Origin of the sequence: Aquabacterium sp. (assembly GCF_029946005.1) — a bacterium.
In the GTDB taxonomy this organism is placed as follows: Bacteria; Pseudomonadota; Gammaproteobacteria; order Burkholderiales; family Burkholderiaceae_C; genus Aquabacterium.
The window spans coordinates 258596-279656 of record NZ_JAQSDR010000002.1 but is presented as its reverse complement, the minus strand read 5'-3'; the positions used below and the strand labels follow the sequence as shown (position 1 = coordinate 279656).

17 protein-coding genes are annotated in these 21061 nt (G+C 64.9%); 15 read left to right on the top strand and 2 right to left on the bottom strand.

Features of this window, described 5'->3' with window-relative positions; all coding sequences use genetic code 11:
• Positions 1 to 95 precede the first annotated feature (95 nt).
• Positions 96 to 797, bottom strand: coding sequence for a DUF6748 domain-containing protein (locus PSV38_RS01560; RefSeq protein WP_300544058.1), 702 nt, complete (start codon positions 795 to 797; stop codon positions 96 to 98).
• Between the two features lie 317 nt (positions 798 to 1114).
• Here PSV38_RS01560 and mraZ point away from each other — a divergent pair, with 317 nt between their 5' ends.
• The 14 genes from mraZ to ftsZ all read left to right on the top strand — a co-directional run bounded on the left by mraZ (position 1115) and on the right by ftsZ (position 18938).
• The gene (gene mraZ / locus PSV38_RS01555; RefSeq protein WP_230180713.1) at positions 1115 to 1546 is read left to right on the top strand and encodes a division/cell wall cluster transcriptional repressor MraZ; all 432 of its coding nucleotides are present in this window, start codon (positions 1115 to 1117) and stop codon (positions 1544 to 1546) included.
• A 5-nt stretch (positions 1547 to 1551) separates the two neighbouring features.
• Positions 1552 to 2586, top strand: a complete 1035-nt coding sequence (rsmH, locus tag PSV38_RS01550) for a 16S rRNA (cytosine(1402)-N(4))-methyltransferase RsmH (RefSeq protein WP_300544056.1) — start codon at positions 1552 to 1554, stop codon at positions 2584 to 2586.
• Positions 2586 to 2876 carry a cell division protein FtsL gene (ftsL, locus tag PSV38_RS01545; RefSeq protein WP_300544054.1) on the top strand — a complete coding sequence of 97 codons (291 nt, stop codon included), beginning with the start codon at positions 2586 to 2588 and terminating at the stop codon, positions 2874 to 2876. Before rsmH ends, ftsL begins: the two co-directional genes overlap by 1 nt.
• Before the next feature lie 62 nt (positions 2877 to 2938).
• Positions 2939 to 4753 carry a penicillin-binding protein 2 gene (locus tag PSV38_RS01540; RefSeq protein WP_300544326.1) on the top strand — a complete coding sequence of 605 codons (1815 nt, stop codon included), beginning with the start codon at positions 2939 to 2941 and terminating at the stop codon, positions 4751 to 4753.
• Positions 4753 to 7713 (top strand): bifunctional UDP-N-acetylmuramoyl-L-alanyl-D-glutamate--2,6-diaminopimelate ligase MurE/UDP-N-acetylmuramoyl-tripeptide--D-alanyl-D-alanine ligase MurF, encoded by a 2961-nt coding sequence (gene murF, locus PSV38_RS01535; RefSeq protein ID WP_300544052.1) that lies wholly within the window; start codon positions 4753 to 4755, stop codon positions 7711 to 7713. The genes PSV38_RS01540 and murF overlap by 1 nt, the downstream gene beginning before the upstream one ends.
• Complete coding sequence (mraY, locus tag PSV38_RS01530) at positions 7703 to 8881, top strand: phospho-N-acetylmuramoyl-pentapeptide-transferase (RefSeq protein WP_300544050.1); 1179 nt, start codon at positions 7703 to 7705, stop codon at positions 8879 to 8881. Before murF ends, mraY begins: the two co-directional genes overlap by 11 nt.
• A gap of 19 nt (positions 8882 to 8900) precedes the next feature.
• Positions 8901 to 10718, top strand: coding sequence for a UDP-N-acetylmuramoyl-L-alanine--D-glutamate ligase (gene murD, locus PSV38_RS01525; RefSeq protein WP_300544048.1), 1818 nt, complete (start codon positions 8901 to 8903; stop codon positions 10716 to 10718).
• Positions 10715 to 11989 carry a putative lipid II flippase FtsW gene (gene ftsW / locus PSV38_RS01520; protein WP_300544045.1) on the top strand — a complete coding sequence of 425 codons (1275 nt, stop codon included), beginning with the start codon at positions 10715 to 10717 and terminating at the stop codon, positions 11987 to 11989. The genes murD and ftsW overlap by 4 nt, the downstream gene beginning before the upstream one ends.
• Positions 11986 to 13101: an undecaprenyldiphospho-muramoylpentapeptide beta-N-acetylglucosaminyltransferase gene (gene murG, locus PSV38_RS01515; protein WP_300544041.1), complete on the top strand. Its 1116-nt coding sequence runs from the start codon at positions 11986 to 11988 to the stop codon at positions 13099 to 13101. Before ftsW ends, murG begins: the two co-directional genes overlap by 4 nt.
• On the top strand, positions 13098 to 14501 hold the full coding sequence (murC, locus tag PSV38_RS01510) for a UDP-N-acetylmuramate--L-alanine ligase (RefSeq protein WP_300544038.1): 1404 nt from the start codon (positions 13098 to 13100) through the stop codon (positions 14499 to 14501). Before murG ends, murC begins: the two co-directional genes overlap by 4 nt.
• Positions 14502 to 14507: 6 nt before the next feature.
• Entirely contained in the window at positions 14508 to 15479 is a 972-nt protein-coding gene (locus PSV38_RS01505) for a D-alanine--D-alanine ligase (protein WP_300544036.1), read from the top strand.
• Positions 15480 to 15495: 16 nt separating this feature from the next.
• Positions 15496 to 16383 carry a cell division protein FtsQ/DivIB gene (locus PSV38_RS01500; RefSeq protein WP_300544035.1) on the top strand — a complete coding sequence of 296 codons (888 nt, stop codon included), beginning with the start codon at positions 15496 to 15498 and terminating at the stop codon, positions 16381 to 16383.
• A 20-nt stretch (positions 16384 to 16403) separates the two neighbouring features.
• On the top strand, positions 16404 to 17633 hold the full coding sequence (gene ftsA / locus PSV38_RS01495; RefSeq protein WP_300544033.1) for a cell division protein FtsA: 1230 nt from the start codon (positions 16404 to 16406) through the stop codon (positions 17631 to 17633).
• A 60-nt stretch (positions 17634 to 17693) separates the two neighbouring features.
• Complete coding sequence (gene ftsZ / locus PSV38_RS01490; RefSeq protein ID WP_300544031.1) at positions 17694 to 18938, top strand: cell division protein FtsZ; 1245 nt, start codon at positions 17694 to 17696, stop codon at positions 18936 to 18938.
• A gap of 97 nt (positions 18939 to 19035) precedes the next feature.
• Here the strand turns inward: ftsZ and PSV38_RS01485 are convergent, their stop codons facing one another.
• Positions 19036 to 20283, bottom strand: a complete 1248-nt coding sequence (locus PSV38_RS01485; RefSeq protein ID WP_300544028.1) for a multifunctional CCA addition/repair protein — start codon at positions 20281 to 20283, stop codon at positions 19036 to 19038.
• A 263-nt stretch (positions 20284 to 20546) separates the two neighbouring features.
• Here PSV38_RS01485 and PSV38_RS01480 point away from each other — a divergent pair, with 263 nt between their 5' ends.
• Positions 20547 to 21005: an FxDxF family PEP-CTERM protein gene (locus PSV38_RS01480; RefSeq protein ID WP_300544026.1), complete on the top strand. Its 459-nt coding sequence runs from the start codon at positions 20547 to 20549 to the stop codon at positions 21003 to 21005.
• Positions 21006 to 21061: the final 56 nt, after the last annotated feature.

Sequence of the window (21061 nt, the reverse complement as noted above, 5' to 3'; positions counted from 1 at the left end):
CGGCGGCGGCCCCTCAAGCACGGGGTTGGAAAACACCATGGCAGAGGATGAATGCCCGCCTGTCGCCATAAACACCCACTCGCTGGCAGAAAAGATCAGCGCGTTTTGGCCGGGGCGAAGGGCAGGTAGAACTCGCTGGCCACGAACACCTGTCCCTCGCCTGCCGGTCCGGTGATGGCCCGGTGTTCACCCGCGGCCAACACCGCCGTGCTGCCCAAGGCCTGAAAGCCGGCGTCCACCCGATCAGGTTTGGCCCCCGAGGCGGCCAGGTCCAGTCCATGGATGTTGCGGCTGATGGGGTAGTTGAGCACCTTCTCCGTGACGGACGGGCAAGGCGTGGTGATGCAGACGACGCCGCTGTTCCGCAAGGCGGAGAACACCCCGGAAGGTTTGCTCAAGGCCTGACCCACCCACGCTTCGGAGATCACCAGGGTGTCGACTTTGCCGATGCTGTTTTTCAAGGCCACCAGTTTGCCGCCAGCCAGCGCCTGTCCGGGGATGAACGATTGCTCGAAGGCTTCGCGGTCGTCGGCCGACCAGCGCAAGGCGCTGGCATCCAGGGTGGCTACATGGCAATCCTTTTGCAAAGTGCCATTGGCGCAGCGGGTCAGCGCCCGGTTCACCGCCTTGACGAAATAACCGCCGCACACCGGGTAAGCGCATTTGCGCAGATCCACGCGCGTCACGATGTAGTGGCTGGAAAAGGGCATCGGGCTGACGATGGGGGCTGATTGAGCCAGGGCAGTGCTGCTCAGCACCATGCAGGCCAGGGCAGATGAAGCGAGTTTGTTCAGCATGGCGAATTCCTCAGTTTGTGGGTGATCAACCCTGTGAAAAGGGTCGGCGCATCTTAAGAACGATCGATTCGGCTGAACAAGCTCCAATGTGTGTCTGAACGTGGAAACCCCAGCCATTCAGGGGTGATTCTTCATTTTTCACTTCCACACACCATTGCAAGTCCTTATTTCATAAGGACTTTTTTTCTGTGAATCTTCTTGCAAAAACTTCCTAAGTCTTTGATTTCATTGAAGATTTTTTCACTTCTCCCCTTGTTTCGGGGGAGGTGATCGGTTAAAGTGGGATTTAGTGCACTTTTGTGGAGTTTTGTGTGAGTCTGGTCTTTCAGGGTGCTTCGGCGTTGGCGTTGGATGCGAAGGGACGGTTGGCCGTGCCTGCGCGGCACCGTGACGTCCTGCAGGCCCTGTGCGAAGGGCAACTCACCCTGACCAAGCACCCAGAAGGCTGCCTGATGGTGTTCCCTCGCCCCGCCTGGGAGACCTTCCGCGACAAAGTGGCCGCCTTGCCCATGTCCGCCTCCGGCTGGAAGCGCATCTTTCTGGGCAACGCGATGGACGTCGAGATCGATGGCGCCTCGCGCTTCCTGGTCTCGCCTGAGTTGCGCGCCGCCGCCGGTTTGAGCAAGGAAGTGATGTTGCTGGGCATGGGCAGCCATTTTGAACTGTGGGATGCCCAGCGCTACGCCGCGCACGAGGCCGAAGTCATGGCCCAGGCCATGCCCGACGCCCTGCAAGACTTCACCTTCTGACCGCGATGCACCAGGAGCAAACACCTTGGCAGCACACCACCGTCCTGCTGACCGAGGCGGTCAATGCCTTGTGGGATCCGGAAGTGGGCCCGCATCCGCAAGGTCTTTACGTGGACGCTACCTTTGGGCGCGGCGGCCACTCGCGTCTGCTCCTGTCGCAACTGGGCCCGCAAGCCCGGCTGCTGGCGCTGGACCGCGATCCGGACGCCATCGCCCACGCGACCACCGGTGCGCAGGCCATCACCGACCCACGCTTTCGCATCGAACATGCCGCCTTCTCCAATTGGGGCGAGGTGGTCAGCGAGTTGGGCTTGGGCCCCGTGCACGGCTTGCTGATGGACATCGGCGTGTCGTCGCCGCAGATCGACAACCCGGAGCGCGGGTTCAGCTTCCGCTTCGATGCGCCGCTGGACATGCGCATGGACACCACGCAGGGCGAGAGCGTGGCCGACTACCTGGCCCATGCCTCCATCGATGAACTGGCCGAGGTGATTCAGACCTATGGAGAAGAACGGTTTGCTCGCCCGATTGCAAAGGCGCTTGTGGCTCGCCGCGAGGCAGGACAGCCCGTGCGAACCACGGCCGAGTTGTCCAACGTCGTGGCTGGTGCGGTCAAAACGCGTGAAGCCGGGCAGAACCCCGCCACGCGCACCTTTCAAGCTCTACGGATTCACGTCAACCGCGAGCTTGGGGAACTGCAAGACGCGCTGGAGGCAGCCTTGAAGATGCTGGCCCCTGGCGGTCGCCTCGCGGTCATCAGCTTCCACTCGCTGGAAGACCGCATCGTCAAAACCTTCATCGCCAAGCACAGCCGCGACGAGGTCGATCGCCGCGCGCCCTTCGCGCCGCCCAAGGCCAAACTGCTGCATTCGCTGGGCCGCATCAAACCGTCTTACAACGAGGTGGATGGCAATCCGCGCTCGCGTTCCGCCGTGCTGCGAGTAGCCGAGCGCTCCGATGTGCCCTGGTCGCATGAGCTGGCGCAGCCTGAAGGTGCGGGCAAGGCGCGTGGCAAGCGCGACAAGGGCGGGCGCAAGTGATGGCGCGGCTCAATCTGCTCCTCGTGGCGATGCTGCTGTTCAGCTGCGTCTGGTTGATCCGCTCCAGCTACGAGTCTCGGCATTTGTTCGTTGAGTTGGAAAAGGCTCAGAGCCGCGACCATGAGTTGCAAAGCGACCGCGAACGTTTGCTGTTGGACAAGCGTGCGCAGGCCACGCCTTTGCGCGTTGAAAAACTGGCCCGCGAAAAGCTGCGCATGTTCAGCGCCACGCCTGCCGTCACGCACTATGTGAATGAAGCGGCCTCTTCGCCAGCGGAGGCCACGCCATGAGCCGCGTGGGTGACCTGATCCGCAAGCTGCGCCGCCTGCCGCGCCGCCAGAACGCCTCGGCCATGCCCACGGTGCGTTACGCCACCAGCCCCTTGCTGGCCTCGCGCACGCCACCTTGGCGCGTGAAATTTCTGATCGGTGCCATCGGCCTGGGGTTTGCCGTGCTGATCGGACGCGCGGCCTGGATCCAGATCATCCACAACGATTTCTACCTGCAGCAAGGTGCCAGTCGCTACGAGCGCCGCATCGAGCTGCCCGCCAACCGTGGTCGCATCCTGGACCGCAATGGCGAGTTGCTGGCGTCCAGCGTGCCCTCGCCTTCGCTGTGGGTCATCCCCAAGGATTTCGAGGCCACGCCCGCGCAGTTCAAGGCGCTGGCCAAGCTGCTGAACATGAAGTCTGCCGAGCTGAAAAAGCGACTTGATGGCAACCAGAATTTTGCGTGGCTGCGCCGACAGGTGGACGACAGCGTGGCCCAGCAAGTGGCCGCGCTCGGCATCAAGGGCGTGCACGAGATCAAGGAAACCAAGCGCCAGTATCCCGAAGGTGAAGCCGCTGCGCACATCGTGGGCTTCACCAACATTGAGGACGAAGGCCAGGAAGGCATCGAGCTGGCCTATCAAAAGCAGTTGATCGGCCGCGATGGCGTGCGCCACGTCATCAAGGACCGGCTGGGCCGCGTGGTCGAGTCTGTGGGTGATCTGATCCCCGCCGACGATGGCCGCGAAATCCGTTTGTCGATCGACGCCAAGATCCAGTTCTACGCCTACCAGCGCATCCGCGATGCCGTGGCGTTTCACAAAGCCAAGGCGGGCAGCGTGGTCGTGCTGGACGCCCAGACCGGCGAAGTGCTGGCCCTGGCCAACGTGCCCAGCTACACCCCTTCCGATCGGCGCAACCTGACGGGCGCGCAGTTGCGCAACCGGGCGTTGACGGACACCTTCGAGCCCGGCTCCACGATGAAGCCTTTCATCATCTCCTGGGCGCTGGAAACCAACCGCGTCAAGCCCGACACGATCATATCCACCGGCAATGGGCGCATGACCATCGATGGCGCCACCATCACCGATTCGCACCCGCACGGCGACCTGACGGTGGAGCAGGTCATTCAGAAGTCCAGCAACATTGGCACGGCCAAGATGGCGCTGCAGTTCCAGCCCAAGGAAATGTGGGAGCTGTTCACGGCGGTGGGCATGGGCCAGAAGCCGCAGATCGGCTTCCCCGGCGTGGTCACGGGTCGCTTGCGTCCTTACAAAAGCTGGCGCCGCATCGAGCAGGTCACGATGAGCTATGGCTATGGCCTGTCGGCCAGCCTGCTGCAACTGGCCCAGGCCTACACCGTGTTCGCGCGTGATGGCGAGTTGATCCCGATCAGCCTGCTCAAACGCGATGAGGCCGATGACACCGCCACGCCCAAAAAGCTCGCCGTGCGTGCCGATTACAAGCCAGGCCAGAGCGCACCGGCGGACGACCTGGTGCCCGTGCGCGGCACGCGTGTGTTCTCGCCCGAGACCGCGCGCGAAGTCCGCAAGATGCTGGCCATGGTCACCGCCAATGGGGGCACGGCGCCCAAGGCCCAGGCCATGGGCTACAGCGTGGGTGGCAAGACCGGCACGGCGCACAAGCAAGAAGGCAAGGGCTACTCCGGCAACAAGTACCGCTCGTGGTTCGTGGGCATCGCGCCCATCAGCCATCCGCGCATCGTGGTCGCGGTGATGGTGGACGAGCCGGGCAATGGCGTCTACTTCGGCGGTGATGTGGCCGCCCCTGTGTTCAGTCAGGTGGTCGAGCAAACCCTGAACCGCCTGGGCGTGATGCCTGACTTGGACGTGCGGCCCGACATCACGGCCATGCAAAGCGTGGAGGAAAGCTTCTGATGGGCGCCTCGCTGCTGATCCTCACTTCTGTCGATGACGCCCTGGCGTGGCTGCGCCAACAAGGCGTCAAGTCGCTCACGGTGAACAGCCGCGCGGTGGCCGAACAAGCCCGGCAGGGCGTGGGCTTCATTGCCTGGCCTGGTGCGGCGCGTGATGGTCGTGCTTTCGTGAAGCAAGCCTTGCAGGATGGGGCCCGTGCCTGCCTGGTCGAGGCCGAGGGTGTTCAGGCCTTTGGCTTCAGCGATGCCCGCGTGGCCGCGTTCAAGGGTTTGAAAGCTGCCAGCGCCGAGATCGCCCATGGCTTCTTTGGCGAGCCCAGCGCGCAACTGGATGTGGTGGCCGTGACCGGCACCAATGGCAAAACGTCAACCTCGTGGTGGACTGCGCAGGCCCTGAGCGCCGTGGGCCGCACCTGCGGTGTCATTGGCACGCTGGGGGTCGGTCAGCCGGGCGCGGGCGACTTCGTCCCCACGGGTTTGACCACGCCCGACCCCATCACTTTGCACGCCACCTTCCGCCACTTTGTGGATGAGGGTTGCCAAGCCGCTGCGATCGAGGCCTCGTCCATCGGCATCGAAGAGCAGCGCCTGGGCGCCACGCGCATCAGCGTGGCCCAGTTCACCAATTTCACGCAGGATCACTTGGATTACCACGGCAGCATGGCCGCCTACTGGGAGGCCAAGCGGGCCTTGTTCGATTGGCCGGGCCTGCGCGCCGCCGTGGTCAACCTGGACGACCCTGCGGGTGGCTCCTTGGCCGACGGCGTGAGCGCGCGCGGCCTTGATTTGTGGACTTACGGCCTGGTGCACACGGCCCGCCTGCAGGCCACGGGCCTGACGCACCACGCCGAGGGCATGGGCTTCACCCTGGTCGAGCGCGATGCCGATCTGGACGCCACGCTGGACCATGTCGAGGTCCACACCCACCTGGTGGGCGAGTTCAATGCCTCGAACCTGCTGGCGGTGATCGGTGCCTTGCGCGCCTTGGGCGTGCCCTTGAGCCAGGCCGTGGCCGCTTGCGAAAACCTCACGCCCGTGCCGGGCCGCATGCAGCAGGTGTCCCTGCCCAACGTCGCGCCAGAAGGCATGCCGGTCGTGGTGGTCGACTATGCACACACGCCCGATGCCTTGAAGAAAGCGCTGTGCGCCTTGTCGCCCTTGGCCAAGGCCCGGGGTGGTCAGCTGTGGTGTGTGTTCGGCTGTGGCGGCAACCGCGACCCGATCAAGCGCCCGCTGATGGGTGCGATCGCCGAGCAGTTCGCCGATCACCTGGTGCTGACCAGCGACAACCCGCGCGATGAAAAGCCTTGCTTCATCCTCTCGCAGATCATGGCGGGCATCGCGCGCCACGACGACGTCGACGTGCTGGACGACCGCGCTGAAGCGATTGCCGATGCGATCTCGCGCTGCGATCTCAAGGACGTGGTGCTCATCGCTGGCAAGGGTCATGAAACCACCCAGGAAGTGGCGGGCGTCAAGACCCCGTTTTCCGACACCGACCAGGCCACCCAGGCTTTGGTCAGCCGTTTTGGCACCTCTGTTCAAGGCAGTGCACCCATGATGACCCTCGGCCTGGCCCAACAGCTTTTGCCGGGTTCGACCTTGTCCGGTGACCCGGCCACCCCTTTGCTGCGCGCCCACACCGACACCCGCACCCTGCAACGGGGTGACCTGTTCGTGGCCCTGCGTGGTGAGCGTTTCGATGCACACGATTTTCTGCCGCAAGCCAAGGAGGCGGGTGCCGTGGCCGCCTTGGTGCAGCGCGGCCTGGACAGCTCAGGCCTGCCCGGCTTGACCGTCAGCGACACGCGCGCGGCCTTGGGTTGGCTGGCCTCGGGTTGGCGTTCGCGTTTTGACATCCCCTTGATCGCCGTCACCGGCAGCAATGGCAAGACCACCGTCACGCAGATGATCGCCTCGATCCTGCGGGCCTGGGTGGTCGAGCAAGGTCTGCCTGAGGCGGCCTTGTCCACGCAAGGCAATTACAACAACGAGATCGGCGTGCCGCTGACCTTGCTGCGCTTGCGCGAAGGCAAGCACCGTTGCGCCGTGGTCGAGTTGGGCATGAACCACCCCGGCGAGATCGCCCAGCTGTCGGCCATCGCCGCGCCCACGGTGGCCCTGGTCAACAACGCCCAGCGCGAGCACCAGGAATTCATGCACACGGTCGAGGCTGTGGCGCGTGAAAACGGGGCCGTGCTGCAGGCTTTGTCGCGCGGCGGTGTGGCGGTTTTCCCGGCCGACGATGAGCACGCGCCGATCTGGCGCAAGCTGGCCGACGGGTGCCGTGTGATCGACTTCGCCACCGAAGGCCCCGCGGCTGTCACCGGGCAGGCCACCTGGCAAAGCTTGCCCGCACCGCATTGGGTGATCGCGCTGAGCACGCCAGCCGGCCAGGCCAGCGTCAAGCTGCCCATGGCCGGTGCCCACAATGTGCGCAACGCGCTGGCCGCCGCCGCCTCTGCATTGGCGGCGGGCGCGCCCTTGACCGCCGTGGTGACGGGCTTGCAGGCCTTCGAGCCGGTCAAAGGCCGATCGCAATTGCACGGCATCCAGCGCCAGGGCCGCGATGTCACCTTGATCGACGACAGCTACAACGCCAACCCGGATTCGGTGCGCGCCGCCATCGACATGCTGGCCGGCCTGCCGGGCCCGCACTGGCTGGTGCTCGGTGACATGGGCGAGGTGGGCAACCAAGGCCCGGCCTTCCACGAAGAGGTGGGGCGCTACGCCCATGAGCGCGGCATCGAGCAGTTCTGGACCGCTGGCAGCTTGTGCGCACACGCGGCCCAGGCCTTTGGTGCCCACGCCCGTCATTTCAACAGCGCCGCCGACATCGTGGCCGCGCTCCACACAAAGACCGGGGCGCCTGAAGCCGCGTCGGTCCTGGTCAAAGGGTCTCGCTTCATGAAAATGGAACAAGTCGTCGCTGTGCTGCTGGGGGGTGCCCATGCTGCTTAGCCTGACCGAATGGCTGCAGGTGCTGCACCCCGAATGGGGCTTCCTGCGCGTCTTCCAGTACCTGACCTTCCGCTCGGTGATGGCGGCCATGACCGCCTTGCTGATCGGACTGGCGCTGGGCCCCGCTCTGATCCGCAAGCTCACCGAGTTGAAGATCGGCCAGCCCATCCGCGACTACGCGATGCAAAGCCACCTGACCAAGCGCGGCACGCCCACCATGGGCGGCGCGTTGATCCTGCTGGCCATCGGTGTGTCCACGCTGCTGTGGTTCGACTGGTCCAACCGCTTCGTGTGGATCGTGATGATCGTGACCACGGGCTTTGGCGCCATTGGCTGGGCCGACGACTGGCGCAAGGTGGTGCACAAAGACCCCGAAGGCATGCCCTCGCGCGAGAAGTACTTCTGGCAGTCGGTCATCGGCCTGATCGCGGCCTTGTATCTGGCCTTCAGCGTGTCCGAGACCAACAACCTGCGCGTGCTCGAGTTGTTCTTCCGCTGGATTGGTTCGGGCTTCTCGAACGACCTGCCGCCCAAGGCCGATCTGATCGTGCCCTTCTTCAAAACCGTGAGCTACCCGCTGGGCGTGTGGGGCTTCATCGTGCTGAGTTACATCGTGATCGTGGGCACCAGCAATGCCGTCAACCTGACCGATGGCCTGGACGGCCTGGCCATCATGCCGGTGGTGATGGTGGGCTCCGTGATGGGCATCTTCTGCTACGTCACGGGCAACGCCGTGTTCTCCAAATACCTGCTGCTGCCGCACATCCCGGGGGCGGGCGAGCTGTTGATTTTTTGCGCCGCGATGGCGGGGGCGGGGTTGGCCTTTTTATGGTTCAACGCTTACCCGGCCGAGGTGTTCATGGGCGATGTCGGCGCGTTGGCGCTGGGCGGCGCGCTGGGCACCATCGCCGTGATCGTGCGCCAGGAGATCGTGCTGGCCCTGATGGGCGGTGTCTTCGTGCTGGAGGCGCTGTCGGTCATGGTGCAGGTCGGTTACTTCAAGTACACCAAGAAGAAATTTGGCGAGGGCCGCCGCATATTTCTGATGGCGCCCTTGCACCACCACTTTGAAAAGTCCGGCTGGAAAGAAACGCAGGTCGTGGTCCGCTTCTGGATCATCACCATGCTCTTGTGCCTGCTGGGCCTGTCCTCCTTGAAGCTGCGCTGAGCCGCACCGCCACGAACACATGCACTACCTCCGCGACATCACCGTGCTGATCCTGGGTCTGGGCGACTCCGGCCTGGCCATGGCGCGCTGGAGTGCGCGTTGCGGGGCCACCGTGCGCGTGGCCGACACGCGCGAGGCGCCACCGCAGGCCGCCACGCTGGCGCAGGACGTGCCGGGTGCCACCTTGCACGTGGGGCTGGGGCTGGAGTTGCTGGACGGCGTCAAGCTGGTGTTGAAGAGCCCAGGCCTGGCACCCACTTCGCCCGAGGTGGCCGCCCTGATGGAGAAAGCCGATGAACTGGGCATCCCGGTGCGCGGCGAGTTGTCGCTGTTCGCCTCCGCCCTGGCTGACCTGAAAGTTGATCGGGCTTACGCGCCCAAGGTGATCGCCATCACCGGCACCAATGGCAAGACCACGACGACCTCGTTGACCGCGCAGTTGATCGAGCGGGCGGGCAAGCGCGTGGGCATGGCCGGCAACATTGGCCCGACCTTGCTGGACACCTTGGGTGCGGCGTTGGACCTGGAGCCTGAGCCGGTGGGCGAGATCGAAGCACCCGTTGCCGAGGCCGCTCCAGCCACCGACGAAGAAACCGTGGTGGCCGAATCGCTGCCTGAAGTCGCCGCCGACGCTGCGCTGAAACCTGAAGATGCATCGCCTGATGCCGAACACGAACCGGAACCTGAGCGCGAACTGGACGTCCCCAGCGAGGAACCCGCACCCACCGTGATCCCGGATGATGCCGACGCGCCCTTGATCGTCCTGACCCCGCCGCCACCTTCCGCCCCGGTGTTCGAAGTCCTGCCCGAGGTCTGGGTGCTGGAGTTGTCCAGCTTCCAGCTGGATGGCGTGAGCAACTTCGAGCCCAGCGCAGCCGTGGTGCTGAACATCACGCAGGACCACCTGGACTGGCACGGCACGATGAAGGCCTACGCGGCCGCCAAGGCCCGCATCTACGGCAAGCAGGCCACCATGGTCATCAACCGCGATGACCCGGCCGTGCTGGCGATGGTGCCCGAGCCCGAGGTCATCAAGTCCGTCGCCCGCGGCCGTCCGGCCAAGGTGCTGCACCGCCACTTGGTCAAGTTTGGCCTGGATGCGCCACAGCGTCCCGGCGACTTCGGCCTGGTCACTGAAAGCGGCATGGCCTGGTTGATGCGTGCCCTGGAGGCCGACCCCACCATCAAGCGCAAGAAGGGCGACGAGGAAGAGCTCATCCTGCAGCGTCTGATGCCGGCCGACGCCTTGCGGATTCGTGGCCGCCACAACGCGTCCAATGCGCTGGCGGCCTTGGCCCTGGCTACCGCAGTGGGTTGTCCGCTGGCACCGATGCTGCATGGCTTGCGTGAATACCGGGGCGAGCCGCATCGCGTGGAGCATGTGGCCACCGTGGCTGGAATTGATGCCATCGACGACAGCAAAGGCACCAATGTGGGCGCCACCGTGGCCGCGCTGCAGGGCCTGGGCTCCGACCTGTCGCCCGGCAAGCTGGTCCTGATCCTGGGGGGCGATGGCAAGGGCCAGGACTTCGAACCTTTGGTCGACCCGGTGGGGCGCTACGCGCGCGCTGTGGCCTTGATCGGCCGCGATGGCCCGGCCCTGCAAGAGGTCTTGTCAGGCGCGCACCATGCCAACGGCGAGCCTCTGCGCCTGCAAGGCCACGACAGCCTGGAGGCCGCCACGCGCTGGGCTTTCGAGCAGGCCCAGCCGGGTGATGCCGTGCTGCTCAGCCCCGCCTGCGCCAGCCTGGACATGTTCCGCAACTACGGCCACCGCGCCCAGGTGTTCATCGACACCGTGCGCGAGTTGGCCATCGAGCGGGGAGAGGTCGCATGAACGCCAGCGCCTTCAACCCAAGGGCCTGGCTGGGCGGCTTGCGTGATCGCGTGTCGAACTGGCGTGGCCAGCATGGCGAGGGCCACGGTGCCTTGCCCGTGCGCGACCGCATCAACATCCTGGCCCAGCCCTCCAAGGTGATGGGCTTCGACCAGTCGCTGGTGTGGGTGGTGCTGTCGCTGTTGGCCCTGGGCCTGATCATGGTCTATTCAGCGTCGATCGCTTTGCCGGACAGCCCCAAGTTCGCCAAGTACACGCCCACCTATTTCTTCCACCGACACCTGTTCTTCCTCATCCTGTCGATCATGGTCGCAGCCGTGGTCACGCAAATTCCCTTGTCGACGTGGGAGCGGGTGGCACCCTGGTTGTTCGTGCTGTCTTTGCTGTTGTTGATGTTGGTGCTCATCCCGCATGTGGGCAAGGGCGTCAATGGCGCTCGCCGCTGGTTGCCGCTGGGCGTGATGAACTTCCAGCCTTCTGAATTGGCCAAGCTGGCCATCACCCTCTACGCGGCCGACTACATGGTGCGCAAGATGGAAGTGAAGGAGCGTTTCTTCCGCGCCGTGGCGCCGATGGCGGTGGCCGTGGCCGTGGTGGGCCTGCTGTTGTTGGCCGAGCCCGACATGGGCGCCTTCATGGTGATCGCTGTGATTGCCATGAGCATCCTCTTCCTGGGCGGCGTCAACGGGCGCATGTTTTTCCTGATCACGGCCGTGCTGGTGGGTGCCTTCGCGTTGATGGTGTCGCTCAGCCCCTGGCGGCGCGAGCGCATCTTTGCTTACCTCGATCCGTGGGATGAGAAGAATGCCCTGGGCAAGGCCTACCAGCTGACCCACTCGCTGATCGCCTTTGGCCGTGGCGAGATCTTTGGCGAAGGCCTGGGCTCCAGCCTTGAGAAGCTGCACTACCTGCCCGAGGCCCACACCGACTTTCTGCTGGCCGTGATTGGCGAGGAGCTGGGCTTCATTGGCGTGGCCATCGTCATCGGTGCCTTCTTCTGGTTGGTGCGCCGTCTGTTCCACATCGGCCGCCAGGCCATCGCGCTGGACCGGGTGTTCTCCGGCCTGGTCGCGCAAGGCGTGGGCGTGTGGATGGGTGGCCAGGCTTTCATCAACATGGGCGTGAACCTGGGCGTGTTGCCCACCAAGGGCCTGACCTTGCCGCTGATGAGCTATGGCGGTTCGGGCGTGATGCTCAATTGCATCGCGCTGGCCATCGTGCTGCGGGTGGACATTGAAAACAGGCAGTTGATGCGCGGAGGTCGCGCATGAGCACGGCGCACCACCTCGTGATCATGGCCGCCGGTACCGGCGGGCACATCATGCCCGGCCTGGCCGTGGCCAAAGAGTTGCAAGCGCGCGGCTGGACCGTCAGCTGGCTGGGCACCGAGGCGGGCATGGAGAACCGCCTGGTGCCACCCACCGGCATCCCACTGGACACCATCTCCTTCAATGGCTTGCGCGGCAAGGGCCTGGTGCACACCATGACCGGCGGCATGCGGCTGCTCAAAGCCTTCACCGAGTGCTTCAACATCCTGGGCAAGCGCAAGGCGTCGGTCGTGCTGGGCATGGGCGGCTATGTGTGCTTCCCCGGCGGCATGATGGCGGCGGCGCGCGGCTTGCCACTGGTGCTGGTCAATGCCGATGCCGCCATGCTGATGAGCAACCGGGCCTTGCTGCCGGTCGCCGACGCGGTGGCCTTCGGCTTCGACGGCCCGGCGGCCAACAGCACCAAGCTGGCCCGCGTCACCGGCAACCCGGTGCGGGCCGAGATTGAGGCCATCGCCATGCCGACCGATCGGTTCCAGGGCCGCAGCGGTCCTTTGCGCGTGCTGATGGTCGGTGGCAGCCTGGGCGCGGTCACGCTCAACAAGGTCTTGCCCCAGGCCTTGGCGAAGATTCCCGCAGACCAGCGGCCCAAGGTCACCCACCAGACCGGCATGGCCAACTTCGACGACGTCAAGGCCGACTACGCGGCATTGGGCCTGGACACCGTGCGCGACGTCGAGGTCGTGCCCTTCATCAACAACATGGCGCAGCGCCTGGCCGACTGCGATGTGCTGGTCTGCCGGGCTGGCGCCATCACCGTGAGCGAGTTGTGCGCCGCTGGCGTGGCCAGCATTCTGGTGCCGTTGGTGGTGTCGACCACTTCGCACCAACGCGACAACGCCGCCTACATGGCCGGGCATGGCGCCGCCGTGCACCTGCCGCAAGCCGAGCTGACGGCCGACTCGCTGGCCCAGCGCCTGCAGGCCCTGACACGTGACGGCCTGCAGGCCATGGCCACCCAGGCCAGGGCCCTGGCCCGCCCGAATGCGGCCGCAGCCGTCGCCAATGAAATCGAGAAACTTGTGAACACCAGCTCGAAAAAGGCGTCCGCATGAAGCACGCCGTCAAACACATCCACTTTGTTGGCGTCGGCGGGGCCGGCATGAGCGGCATCGCCGAGATCCTGCACAACCTGGGCTACACCGTGTCCGGCTCGGACCAGAGCGACAGCGCCACCTCGCGTCGCCTGGCCTCGCTCGGCATCAAGGTCTTCATGGGGCACGATGCCGACCATGTGCTGGGTGCCGAAGCCGTGGTCACGTCCACCGCCGTGCGGGGCGACAACCCCGAGGTGATCGCCGCGCGCGCCAAGCGCATCCCCGTGGTGCCGCGCGCCGTCATGCTGGCCGAGTTGATGCGCCTCAAGCGCGGCATTGCCATTGCGGGCACGCATGGCAAGACGACGACCACGTCGCTGGTCACTTGCATCCTGGCCGAGGCCGGCGTCGATCCGACCTTCGTGATTGGCGGCAAGCTCAACAGCGCGGGCGCCAATTCGGCCTTGGGCAAGGGCGACTACATCGTGGTCGAGGCCGACGAATCGGACGCCTCCTTCCTGAACCTGCTGCCCATCCTGTCGGTCGTCACCAACATCGATGCCGATCACATGGACACCTACGGCCATGACTTCGCCAAGCTGAAGCAGGCTTTCGTTGATTTCCTGCACCGCATGCCCTTCTACGGCGCGGCCATCCTGTGCGCGGACGACCCGGGCGTGCGCTCGATCATCCCGCTGATCTCTCGCCCTGTCATCAGCTATGGCTTTGGTGAAGACGCCCAAGTGCGCGCGGTCGATGTCGAAGCCTTGCCGGGCGGTCAGATGCGCTTCGTGGTCCAGCGCCGCAATGGCATCGTCATGCCCGATCTGCCCGTCACCCTGAACCTGCCCGGCGTGCACAACGTGCTCAACGCGCTGGCGGCGATTGCCGTGGCCACTGAGATCGAGCTGCCAGACGAGCCGATCGCCAAGGCCTTGTCCGAGTTCACCGGCGTGGGCCGTCGCTTCCAGCGCTATGGCGAGTTGCGCGCGGCCGATGGCGGCCAGTTCACGCTGATCGACGACTACGGCCACCACCCGGTCGAGATGGCGGCTGTGATCAGCGCGGCGCGCGGTGCCTTCCCGGGTCAACGCCTGGTGCTGGCCTTCCAACCGCACCGCTACACCCGCACGCGCGATTGCTTCGAGGACTTCGTGAAGGTGCTGGGCACGGCCGATGCCGTGCTGTTGACCGAGGTTTACTCCGCTGGCGAGCAACCCATCGTGGCCGCCGATGGCCGGGCCTTGACCCGCGCGGTGCGCGTGGCTGGCAAGGTCGAGCCCCTGTTCGTGGACGACATGACCGAGTTGCCCAGCGCCATCGCGCACAACACGCGCGATGGCGACGTGGTGATCTGCATGGGCGCCGGCTCCATGGGTGGCATCCCACCCAAGGTGGTCGAACTGTTGAAGGACTGACCCAAGATGAGCTTGATGAATCTGCCCGCCCCCACCATCGACGTCAAGTCGCTGGGCAAGGTCGCCGTGCTGTTTGGCGGCACCTCGGCCGAGCGCGACATCTCCATCATGTCGGGCTCTGGCGTGCTCCAGGCCTTGCAATCGCAAGGTGTGGACGCGCACGCTTTTGACCCGGCCGACCGGCCTTTGCAGGACTTGAAGACCGAGGGTTTCGACCGCTGCTTCATCGCCCTGCATGGACGCGGAGGCGAAGACGGCACGGTGCAAGGTGCGCTCGAACTGCTGGGCATCCCCTACACCGGCTCGGGTGTGATGGCCTCCAGCATCGCCATGGACAAGATCATGACCAAGCGCATCTGGCGCTTCGAAGGCTTGCCCACGCCTGATTGGCGCACGGTGTCCAGCCCGGAAGAGTGCTCGCAGGCCCTGGCCGTGCTGGGCGCGCCCATGATCGTCAAGCCTTCGCGCGAAGGCTCGTCCATCGGCCTGACCAAGGTGACCGACCCCGCGCAGTGCGCCGCCGCCTATGCAGCCGCCGCCCAGCACGACCCTGAGGTGCTGTGCGAGCAGTTCATCGAGGGCGAAGAGACCACTTGCCCGGTGCTGCTGGTGCAGGGCGAGGCGCAAGCCCTGCCGGTGATCCGCATCGTCGCGCCCGGTGGCAACTACGACTACCAGAACAAGTACTTCACCGACGAAGTGAAGTACCTCTGCCCGAGCCAACTCGGCGCCGACGAAGAGGTCGAGATCCGGCACCAGGTGCTGCGGGCTTTCAAGACCTTGGGTTGCCGAGGCTGGGCCCGCGCCGACGTGATGATCCGCCACACCGACCGCCAGCCCTTCCTGCTTGAGATCAACACCTCGCCTGGCATGACCAGCCATTCGCTGGTCCCGATGTCGGCCAAGGCGGCTGGTCTGAGCTACGAACAACTCTGCCTCACCCTGCTGGCCTCAGCCACGCTGGACTCCGCGCAATAAGGAAGACGATCTGACCATGTTGGCCAACGCCGCCCTCAACCCCCACCTCAGCGAGATGCCGCAAGACGTCCGCTGGATGAATGCCGCGTCCGCCGCGCTGGCAGGGTTGGCGCTGGCCGTGGTGCTGGCCTCCGGTCTGGTCAAGTTGTCGCGCCTGTCCTTCTTCAACATCCAGAACCTGCAAATCGATGGCGAATTGCAGCGCAACAACCTGGCCACAGTGCGCGCCAACGCCTTGCCGCACCTCAGCGGCGGCTTCTTCAACCAGGACCTGTTGAAGGCCCGAGATGCGTTTGAAGCCGTGCCCTGGGTGCGCCGCGCGGTGGTGCGCCGCGTGTGGCCCAACCAGTTGCGCGTCACCCTGGAAGAGCACCGCCCCGCCGCCTACTGGCGCCATGAGGATCGAGACGACCAGTTGGTCAACACCTTCGGCGAAGTTTTTGACGCCAACCTGGGCGACGTAGAAGACGAGCCTTTGCCCACGCTGTCGGCCCCGGCCCACCCTGCGCCCGACCAGGCCCGCGTGATGCTGGACATGTTGCGCCGCCTGCAACCCCTGGTGACCCCGCTGCAAGGCGAGATCGAGACCTTGCGCCTGACTGACCGTGGCTCGTGGAGCCTGCAGCTGGACAGTGGCGCCGACATCGAATTGGGCCGTGGCACCGCCGATGAAGTGGCCGACCGCCTGCAGCGCTTCGTGCGCACCGTGCCCGAGTTGCACCGCCAATACCCCGCGCCGCTGGTACAGGCCGACCTGCGTTATCCCGAAGGCTATGCCGTCAAGCTGCGCGGCGTGTCCACCCTGCAGGAAGCGGCCAGCAAAGCAGCGCTCAAGGCCAAGCTGGCGGCGCAAAACGCGGCCTGGGCCGCACGCCAACGTCAACAGCAGCCACCACAACGTTAACCGAACACAGCACACACACCATGCCCAAGGAATACAAGGATCTGGTTGTCGGACTCGACATCGGCACCGCCAAAGTGATGGCGGTGGTGGCCGAAGTCATGCCCGGTGGCGAGCTGCGCCTGGCCGGTTTGGGCGTGGCGCCCAGCCATGGCCTCAAGCGCGGCGTGGTCGTCAACATCGACGCCACGGTGCAGTCCATCCAGCAGGCCTTGAAAGAGGCCGAGCTGATGGCCGACTGCAAGATCAGCCGCGTCTGGACCGGCATCACCGGCAGCCACATCCGGGGCCAGAACTCGACCGGCATGGTCATCGTGCGCGACAAGGAAGTGGCGCCGATCGACGTGCAGCGCGTGGTCGAAACCGCCAAGGCCATCAATATCCCCAATGACCAACGCCTGCTGCTGGTCGAGCCGCAAGAGTTCATCATCGACGGCCATGAGGTGAAAGAGCCCATCGGCATGAGCGGAGGCCGCCTTGAGGTCAAGGTCCACATTGTGACTGGTGCGCAGAGCGCGGCCGAGAACATCGTCAAGTGCGTGCGCCGCTGCGGCCTGGAAGCCGAACAACTGGTGCTCAACCCCAGCGCATCGAGCGCGGCGGTGCTGACCGAAGATGAAAAATCACTGGGCGTGGCCCTGATTGACATCGGCGCCGGTACCACCGATGTCTCCATCTTCACCGATGGTTCGGTGCGCCACACGGCCGTCATCCCGATCGCGGGCGACCTGATCACCAGCGACATCGCGATGGCCCTGCGCACGCCCACTAAAGACGCCGAAGACATCAAGGTGGACCACGGCGTGGCCAAGCAGATGCTGGCCGACCCGAATGAACAGGTCGAAGTGCCCGGCCTGGGCGACCGCGCCCCGCGCATGCTCTCGCGCCAGGCCTTGGCCGGCGTGATCGAGCCGCGCGTTGAAGAGATTTTCTCGCTGGTTCACCAGGTGATCCGCGAGTCTGGATACGAGGAACTGCTGTCATCGGGCATCGTGCTCACCGGCGGCTCGGCGGTCATGCCGGGCATGGTCGAGCTGGCCGAAGACATCTTCTTGAAACCCGTGCGCAAGGGCATCCCCTTGTACTCGGGTGCACTGCACGACATGGTGGCCAGCCCTCGCTCGGCCACCGTCATGGGCTTGCTCGAAGAGGCAAGACTCGCGCGAACGCGCGGGATGAAGGCGGCGCAGAAGGCCGGGTCGGTTCAGACCTGGTTCGGACGCATCCGCGATTGGTTCATTGGTAATTTTTGAAGAGCTTCACTGGCTCGACTTTTATTCACTGGCAACTGCTTGAAATATTGGAGGTACGACATGGCAATCGAAATGATTGAAAACTTCGACCTGGGAACCCAGATCAAGGTGATCGGTGTAGGTGGTGGTGGCGGCAACGCGGTCGACCACATGATCGCCCAGGGTGTTCAGGGTGTGCAGTTCATCTGCGCCAACACGGATGCACAGGCATTGAACCGCTCCAGCGCGGACATGCAAATGCAACTGGGCAACAGCGGCCTGGGCGCGGGGTCCAAACCCGAAGCCGGGCGCGTCGCGGCGGAAGAGGCTGTGGAGCAGATCAAGGCAGCACTGGATGGTGCGCACATGGTCTTCATCACCGCCGGCATGGGTGGTGGCACGGGCACGGGCGCCGCGCCCGTGATCGCGCGCGTGGCCAAGGAAATGGGCATCCTCACCGTCGGTGTGGTGACCAAGCCTTTCGAGTTCGAAGGCGGCCGCCGCATGAAGCAGGCCGACGCTGGCCTGGCCGAGCTGGAAGCCAACGTCGATTCGCTGATCGTGGTGCTGAACGAGAAGCTGCTGGAAGTGCTGGGCGATGACATCACCCAGGAAGAGGCCTTCAAGCAGGCCAATGACGTGCTGAAGAACGCCGTCGGCGGCATCAGCGACATCATCCACATTCCGGGCCTGGTCAACGTCGACTTCGAAGACGTCAAGACCGTGATGAGCGAGCCTGGCAAGGCCATGATGGGCACGGCCACCGCGTCGGGCCCGGACCGCGCCACCAAGGCGGCTGAATCGGCCGTGGCCTGCCCACTGCTGGAAGGCATCGACCTGTCGGGCGCGCGTGGCGTGCTGGTGCTGATTGCCGCAGGCAAGAGCAACTTCAAGCTGAGCGAGTCGCGCAATGCCATGAACACCATCCGCCGCTATGCCGCAGAAGAGGCGCATGTCATCTACGGCACGGCCTACGACGAAAGCCTGGGCGACCAGCTGCGCGTGACCGTGATCGCCACGGGCCTGAGCGCTGGCCGCCGTGCGCAAGCACCGATGTCGGTAGTGCACAGTGCCGCGCAAGCACATGGTCAGGTCTTTGCCCGCACGGGCACGGACAACCTGCCGGTGTTGAACCACCAGGTGCATGGTGGTTCGTCCGGTCTGGGCATGGGCGCCACCTCGGGCCACAACGACTTCAGCGGTTTGAACACGCCCAGCGTGTGGCGCTCGGGTCGCACCCAGGCGGCCGCGAAGGTGGATGCTTTGGCCAGCAATGGCATGGACGAGATCGAGATCCCGGCCTTCCTGCGTAAGCAGGCGGACTGATCTCTACGTTGCTTAGATAGTCAGTCGTACCGAAGTCCAGTGAACTCCAAGGCGCCCTGCAAATGTGCAGGGCGCCTTGAGTCCACGGTTCAACGCATCAGTGCTTGTGCTCAGCCCGGGATTTCGCCCACGCGATCTCGATGGCCGTGACGCGCGCATCCTGGATCGCCTTGCCGATGGCCGGCCCCTGCTTGCCCGTCTCCATGCACCTCGAAGCCACCTTGGCCGTGTCCACGCCCAAGGCGATGTCCAGTGCCGCCAGCAAATGCGCGGTCTGGGGATAAGGCTGCTCTTCCAGGCCCAGGCGACCCCGTGAGTCGCATTCGCAGGCCAGCAAAACCTGCGTGAAGCGCTGGGGTTTGCGGATGGCGTCGCAGCGCTCCAGCAGCCGCAAGGTGGCCGCCGCTTTCAGTTCCGCGCTGCGGTGGATGTTGCCGTGCTCGCGGGCGACCACGTCGGCCAGTTCTCGGCATTCCACGGGCGCGCGCAGGCGTTCGCTCATGCCTTTGAGCAAGCGGGCGCTGCGCTCTTCGTGTCCGATGTGGCGCGGCAGAATGTGCTCGGGCGTGGTGCCCTTGCCCAGGTCGTGGCACAGGCAGGCATAGCGCACCGCCAAGTCGGCCTCCAAGCGGGCACTCATGTCCAGCACCATCATCAGGTGCACGCCGGTGTCGACCTCGGGGTGGTACTCCGCCCGCTGTGGCACGCCCCACAGGCGCTCGACCTCGGGCAGCAGGCGGGCCAGGGCGCCGCACGCCCGCAGGACGTCGAACAGGCGCGAGGGTTTGCTTTCCATCAGGCCGCGCGACAGTTCTTGCCAGACGCGCTCGGGCACCAGGTGGTCCACCTCACCCTGCTCGACCATGTCTCGCATCAAGAGCAAGGTTTCGGGGGCCACGCTGAAATCGTCGAAACGGGCCGCGAAGCGCGCCAGGCGCAGGATGCGCACCGGGTCTTCCGAGAAGGCCGGTGAAACGTGGCGCAGCACTTTGGCGGCCAGGTCGCGTTGGCCGCCGTAGGGGTCGACCAGTTGACCTGACTCGTCCTCGGCGATGGCGTTGATGGTCAGGTCACGGCGCGCCAGGTCTTCTTCCAGGGTCACGTCGGGCGCGGCGTGAACGACGAAGCCTCGGTAGCCGGGCGCTGTCTTGCGTTCGGTGCGGGCCAGCGCGCACTCCTCCTTGGTGTCGGGGTGCAGAAACACCGGGAAATCGCGGCCCACCGGGGTGTAACCCAGCCCTGTCAATTCATCGGGCGATGCCCCCACCAGCACCCAGTCCCGGTCGCCCGCAGGCCGGCCCAGGAGTCGATCGCGAACAGCACCACCCACTAAAAAACGCTTCATGGCTGCAGTGTATCGGCGCGGGGCGCACTTCTTTGGAAGGGCCGCTGTGCGCATCGTGGTGCGGCATCTCCCCCCTTCTTGCAGGGGGTGTGGGCCATTGCAGTGCAGATTTGGCCGATTTTCTGGGCCTGATGACTGGTCGGGACTTGGCATGTTTCATGCCTAAGGGTTAGCACTGTGTTTGGTTTGTCGTCTTCAAGGGGTCAGTCATGACAACAAGTTTCAAAGTTCCAGTGCTAATCCGATCAACGGTTGTGGGAGCGATGGCGGCCCTGGCCGTGTGTTCCTCTGCCCATGCCTTCACCACCTCGATTGGTGACCTGCAAACGCAGGTGAGTCCTGGCAGTGCCATGTTCCTGGGCCAATTCTCGTTCAATGACACCATCGGCTTCTCGTTGTCCGCGCCCACCATGGCTGCGTTTGCCGTGCAGGGCCAGACCCTGAACCTGGGCTACGTCATCCCGGCGGCCGGGGCCTTGTCTTTGTCCATCTACAAAGGTGCCACCTTGCTGGCCGGGCCGGGCATCAGTTTCTCGGGCTTGAGTCTGGTGGCCGGCACCGATTACAGCTTTCAAGTGGCTGGCAGCGGTTCGGGCCTCTATTCGGTGAATTGGTACTTGTCACCTGTGCCGGAACCTGAAAGTTTGGCCTTGGCGCTGGCTGGCCTGGGCGCAGTGGGCACCTTGATGCGCCGTCGTCGCCACAACGGCGAAACCAGCTGATTTTTTGGGGCTTGCTCAGCCTGTGAAGAACCCGCCAAGCTGCCTTTGATCGGGCT

Coding starts and splice junctions, on each gene's coding strand:
- PSV38_RS01560 (WP_300544058.1), bottom strand. CDS start 797: ATGCTGAACAAACTCGCTTCATCTGCCCTGGCCTGCATGGTGCTGAGC.
- rsmH (WP_300544056.1), top strand. CDS start 1,552: ATGCACCAGGAGCAAACACCTTGGCAGCACACCACCGTCCTGCTGACC.
- ftsL (WP_300544054.1), top strand. CDS start 2,586: ATGGCGCGGCTCAATCTGCTCCTCGTGGCGATGCTGCTGTTCAGCTGC.
- PSV38_RS01540 (WP_300544326.1), top strand. CDS start 2,939: ATGCCCACGGTGCGTTACGCCACCAGCCCCTTGCTGGCCTCGCGCACG.
- murF (WP_300544052.1), top strand. CDS start 4,753: ATGGGCGCCTCGCTGCTGATCCTCACTTCTGTCGATGACGCCCTGGCG.
- mraY (WP_300544050.1), top strand. CDS start 7,703: ATGCTGCTTAGCCTGACCGAATGGCTGCAGGTGCTGCACCCCGAATGG.
- murD (WP_300544048.1), top strand. CDS start 8,901: ATGCACTACCTCCGCGACATCACCGTGCTGATCCTGGGTCTGGGCGAC.
- ftsW (WP_300544045.1), top strand. CDS start 10,715: ATGAACGCCAGCGCCTTCAACCCAAGGGCCTGGCTGGGCGGCTTGCGT.
- murG (WP_300544041.1), top strand. CDS start 11,986: ATGAGCACGGCGCACCACCTCGTGATCATGGCCGCCGGTACCGGCGGG.
- murC (WP_300544038.1), top strand. CDS start 13,098: ATGAAGCACGCCGTCAAACACATCCACTTTGTTGGCGTCGGCGGGGCC.
- PSV38_RS01505 (WP_300544036.1), top strand. CDS start 14,508: ATGAGCTTGATGAATCTGCCCGCCCCCACCATCGACGTCAAGTCGCTG.
- PSV38_RS01500 (WP_300544035.1), top strand. CDS start 15,496: ATGTTGGCCAACGCCGCCCTCAACCCCCACCTCAGCGAGATGCCGCAA.
- ftsA (WP_300544033.1), top strand. CDS start 16,404: ATGCCCAAGGAATACAAGGATCTGGTTGTCGGACTCGACATCGGCACC.
- ftsZ (WP_300544031.1), top strand. CDS start 17,694: ATGGCAATCGAAATGATTGAAAACTTCGACCTGGGAACCCAGATCAAG.
- PSV38_RS01485 (WP_300544028.1), bottom strand. CDS start 20,283: ATGAAGCGTTTTTTAGTGGGTGGTGCTGTTCGCGATCGACTCCTGGGC.
- PSV38_RS01480 (WP_300544026.1), top strand. CDS start 20,547: ATGGCGGCCCTGGCCGTGTGTTCCTCTGCCCATGCCTTCACCACCTCG.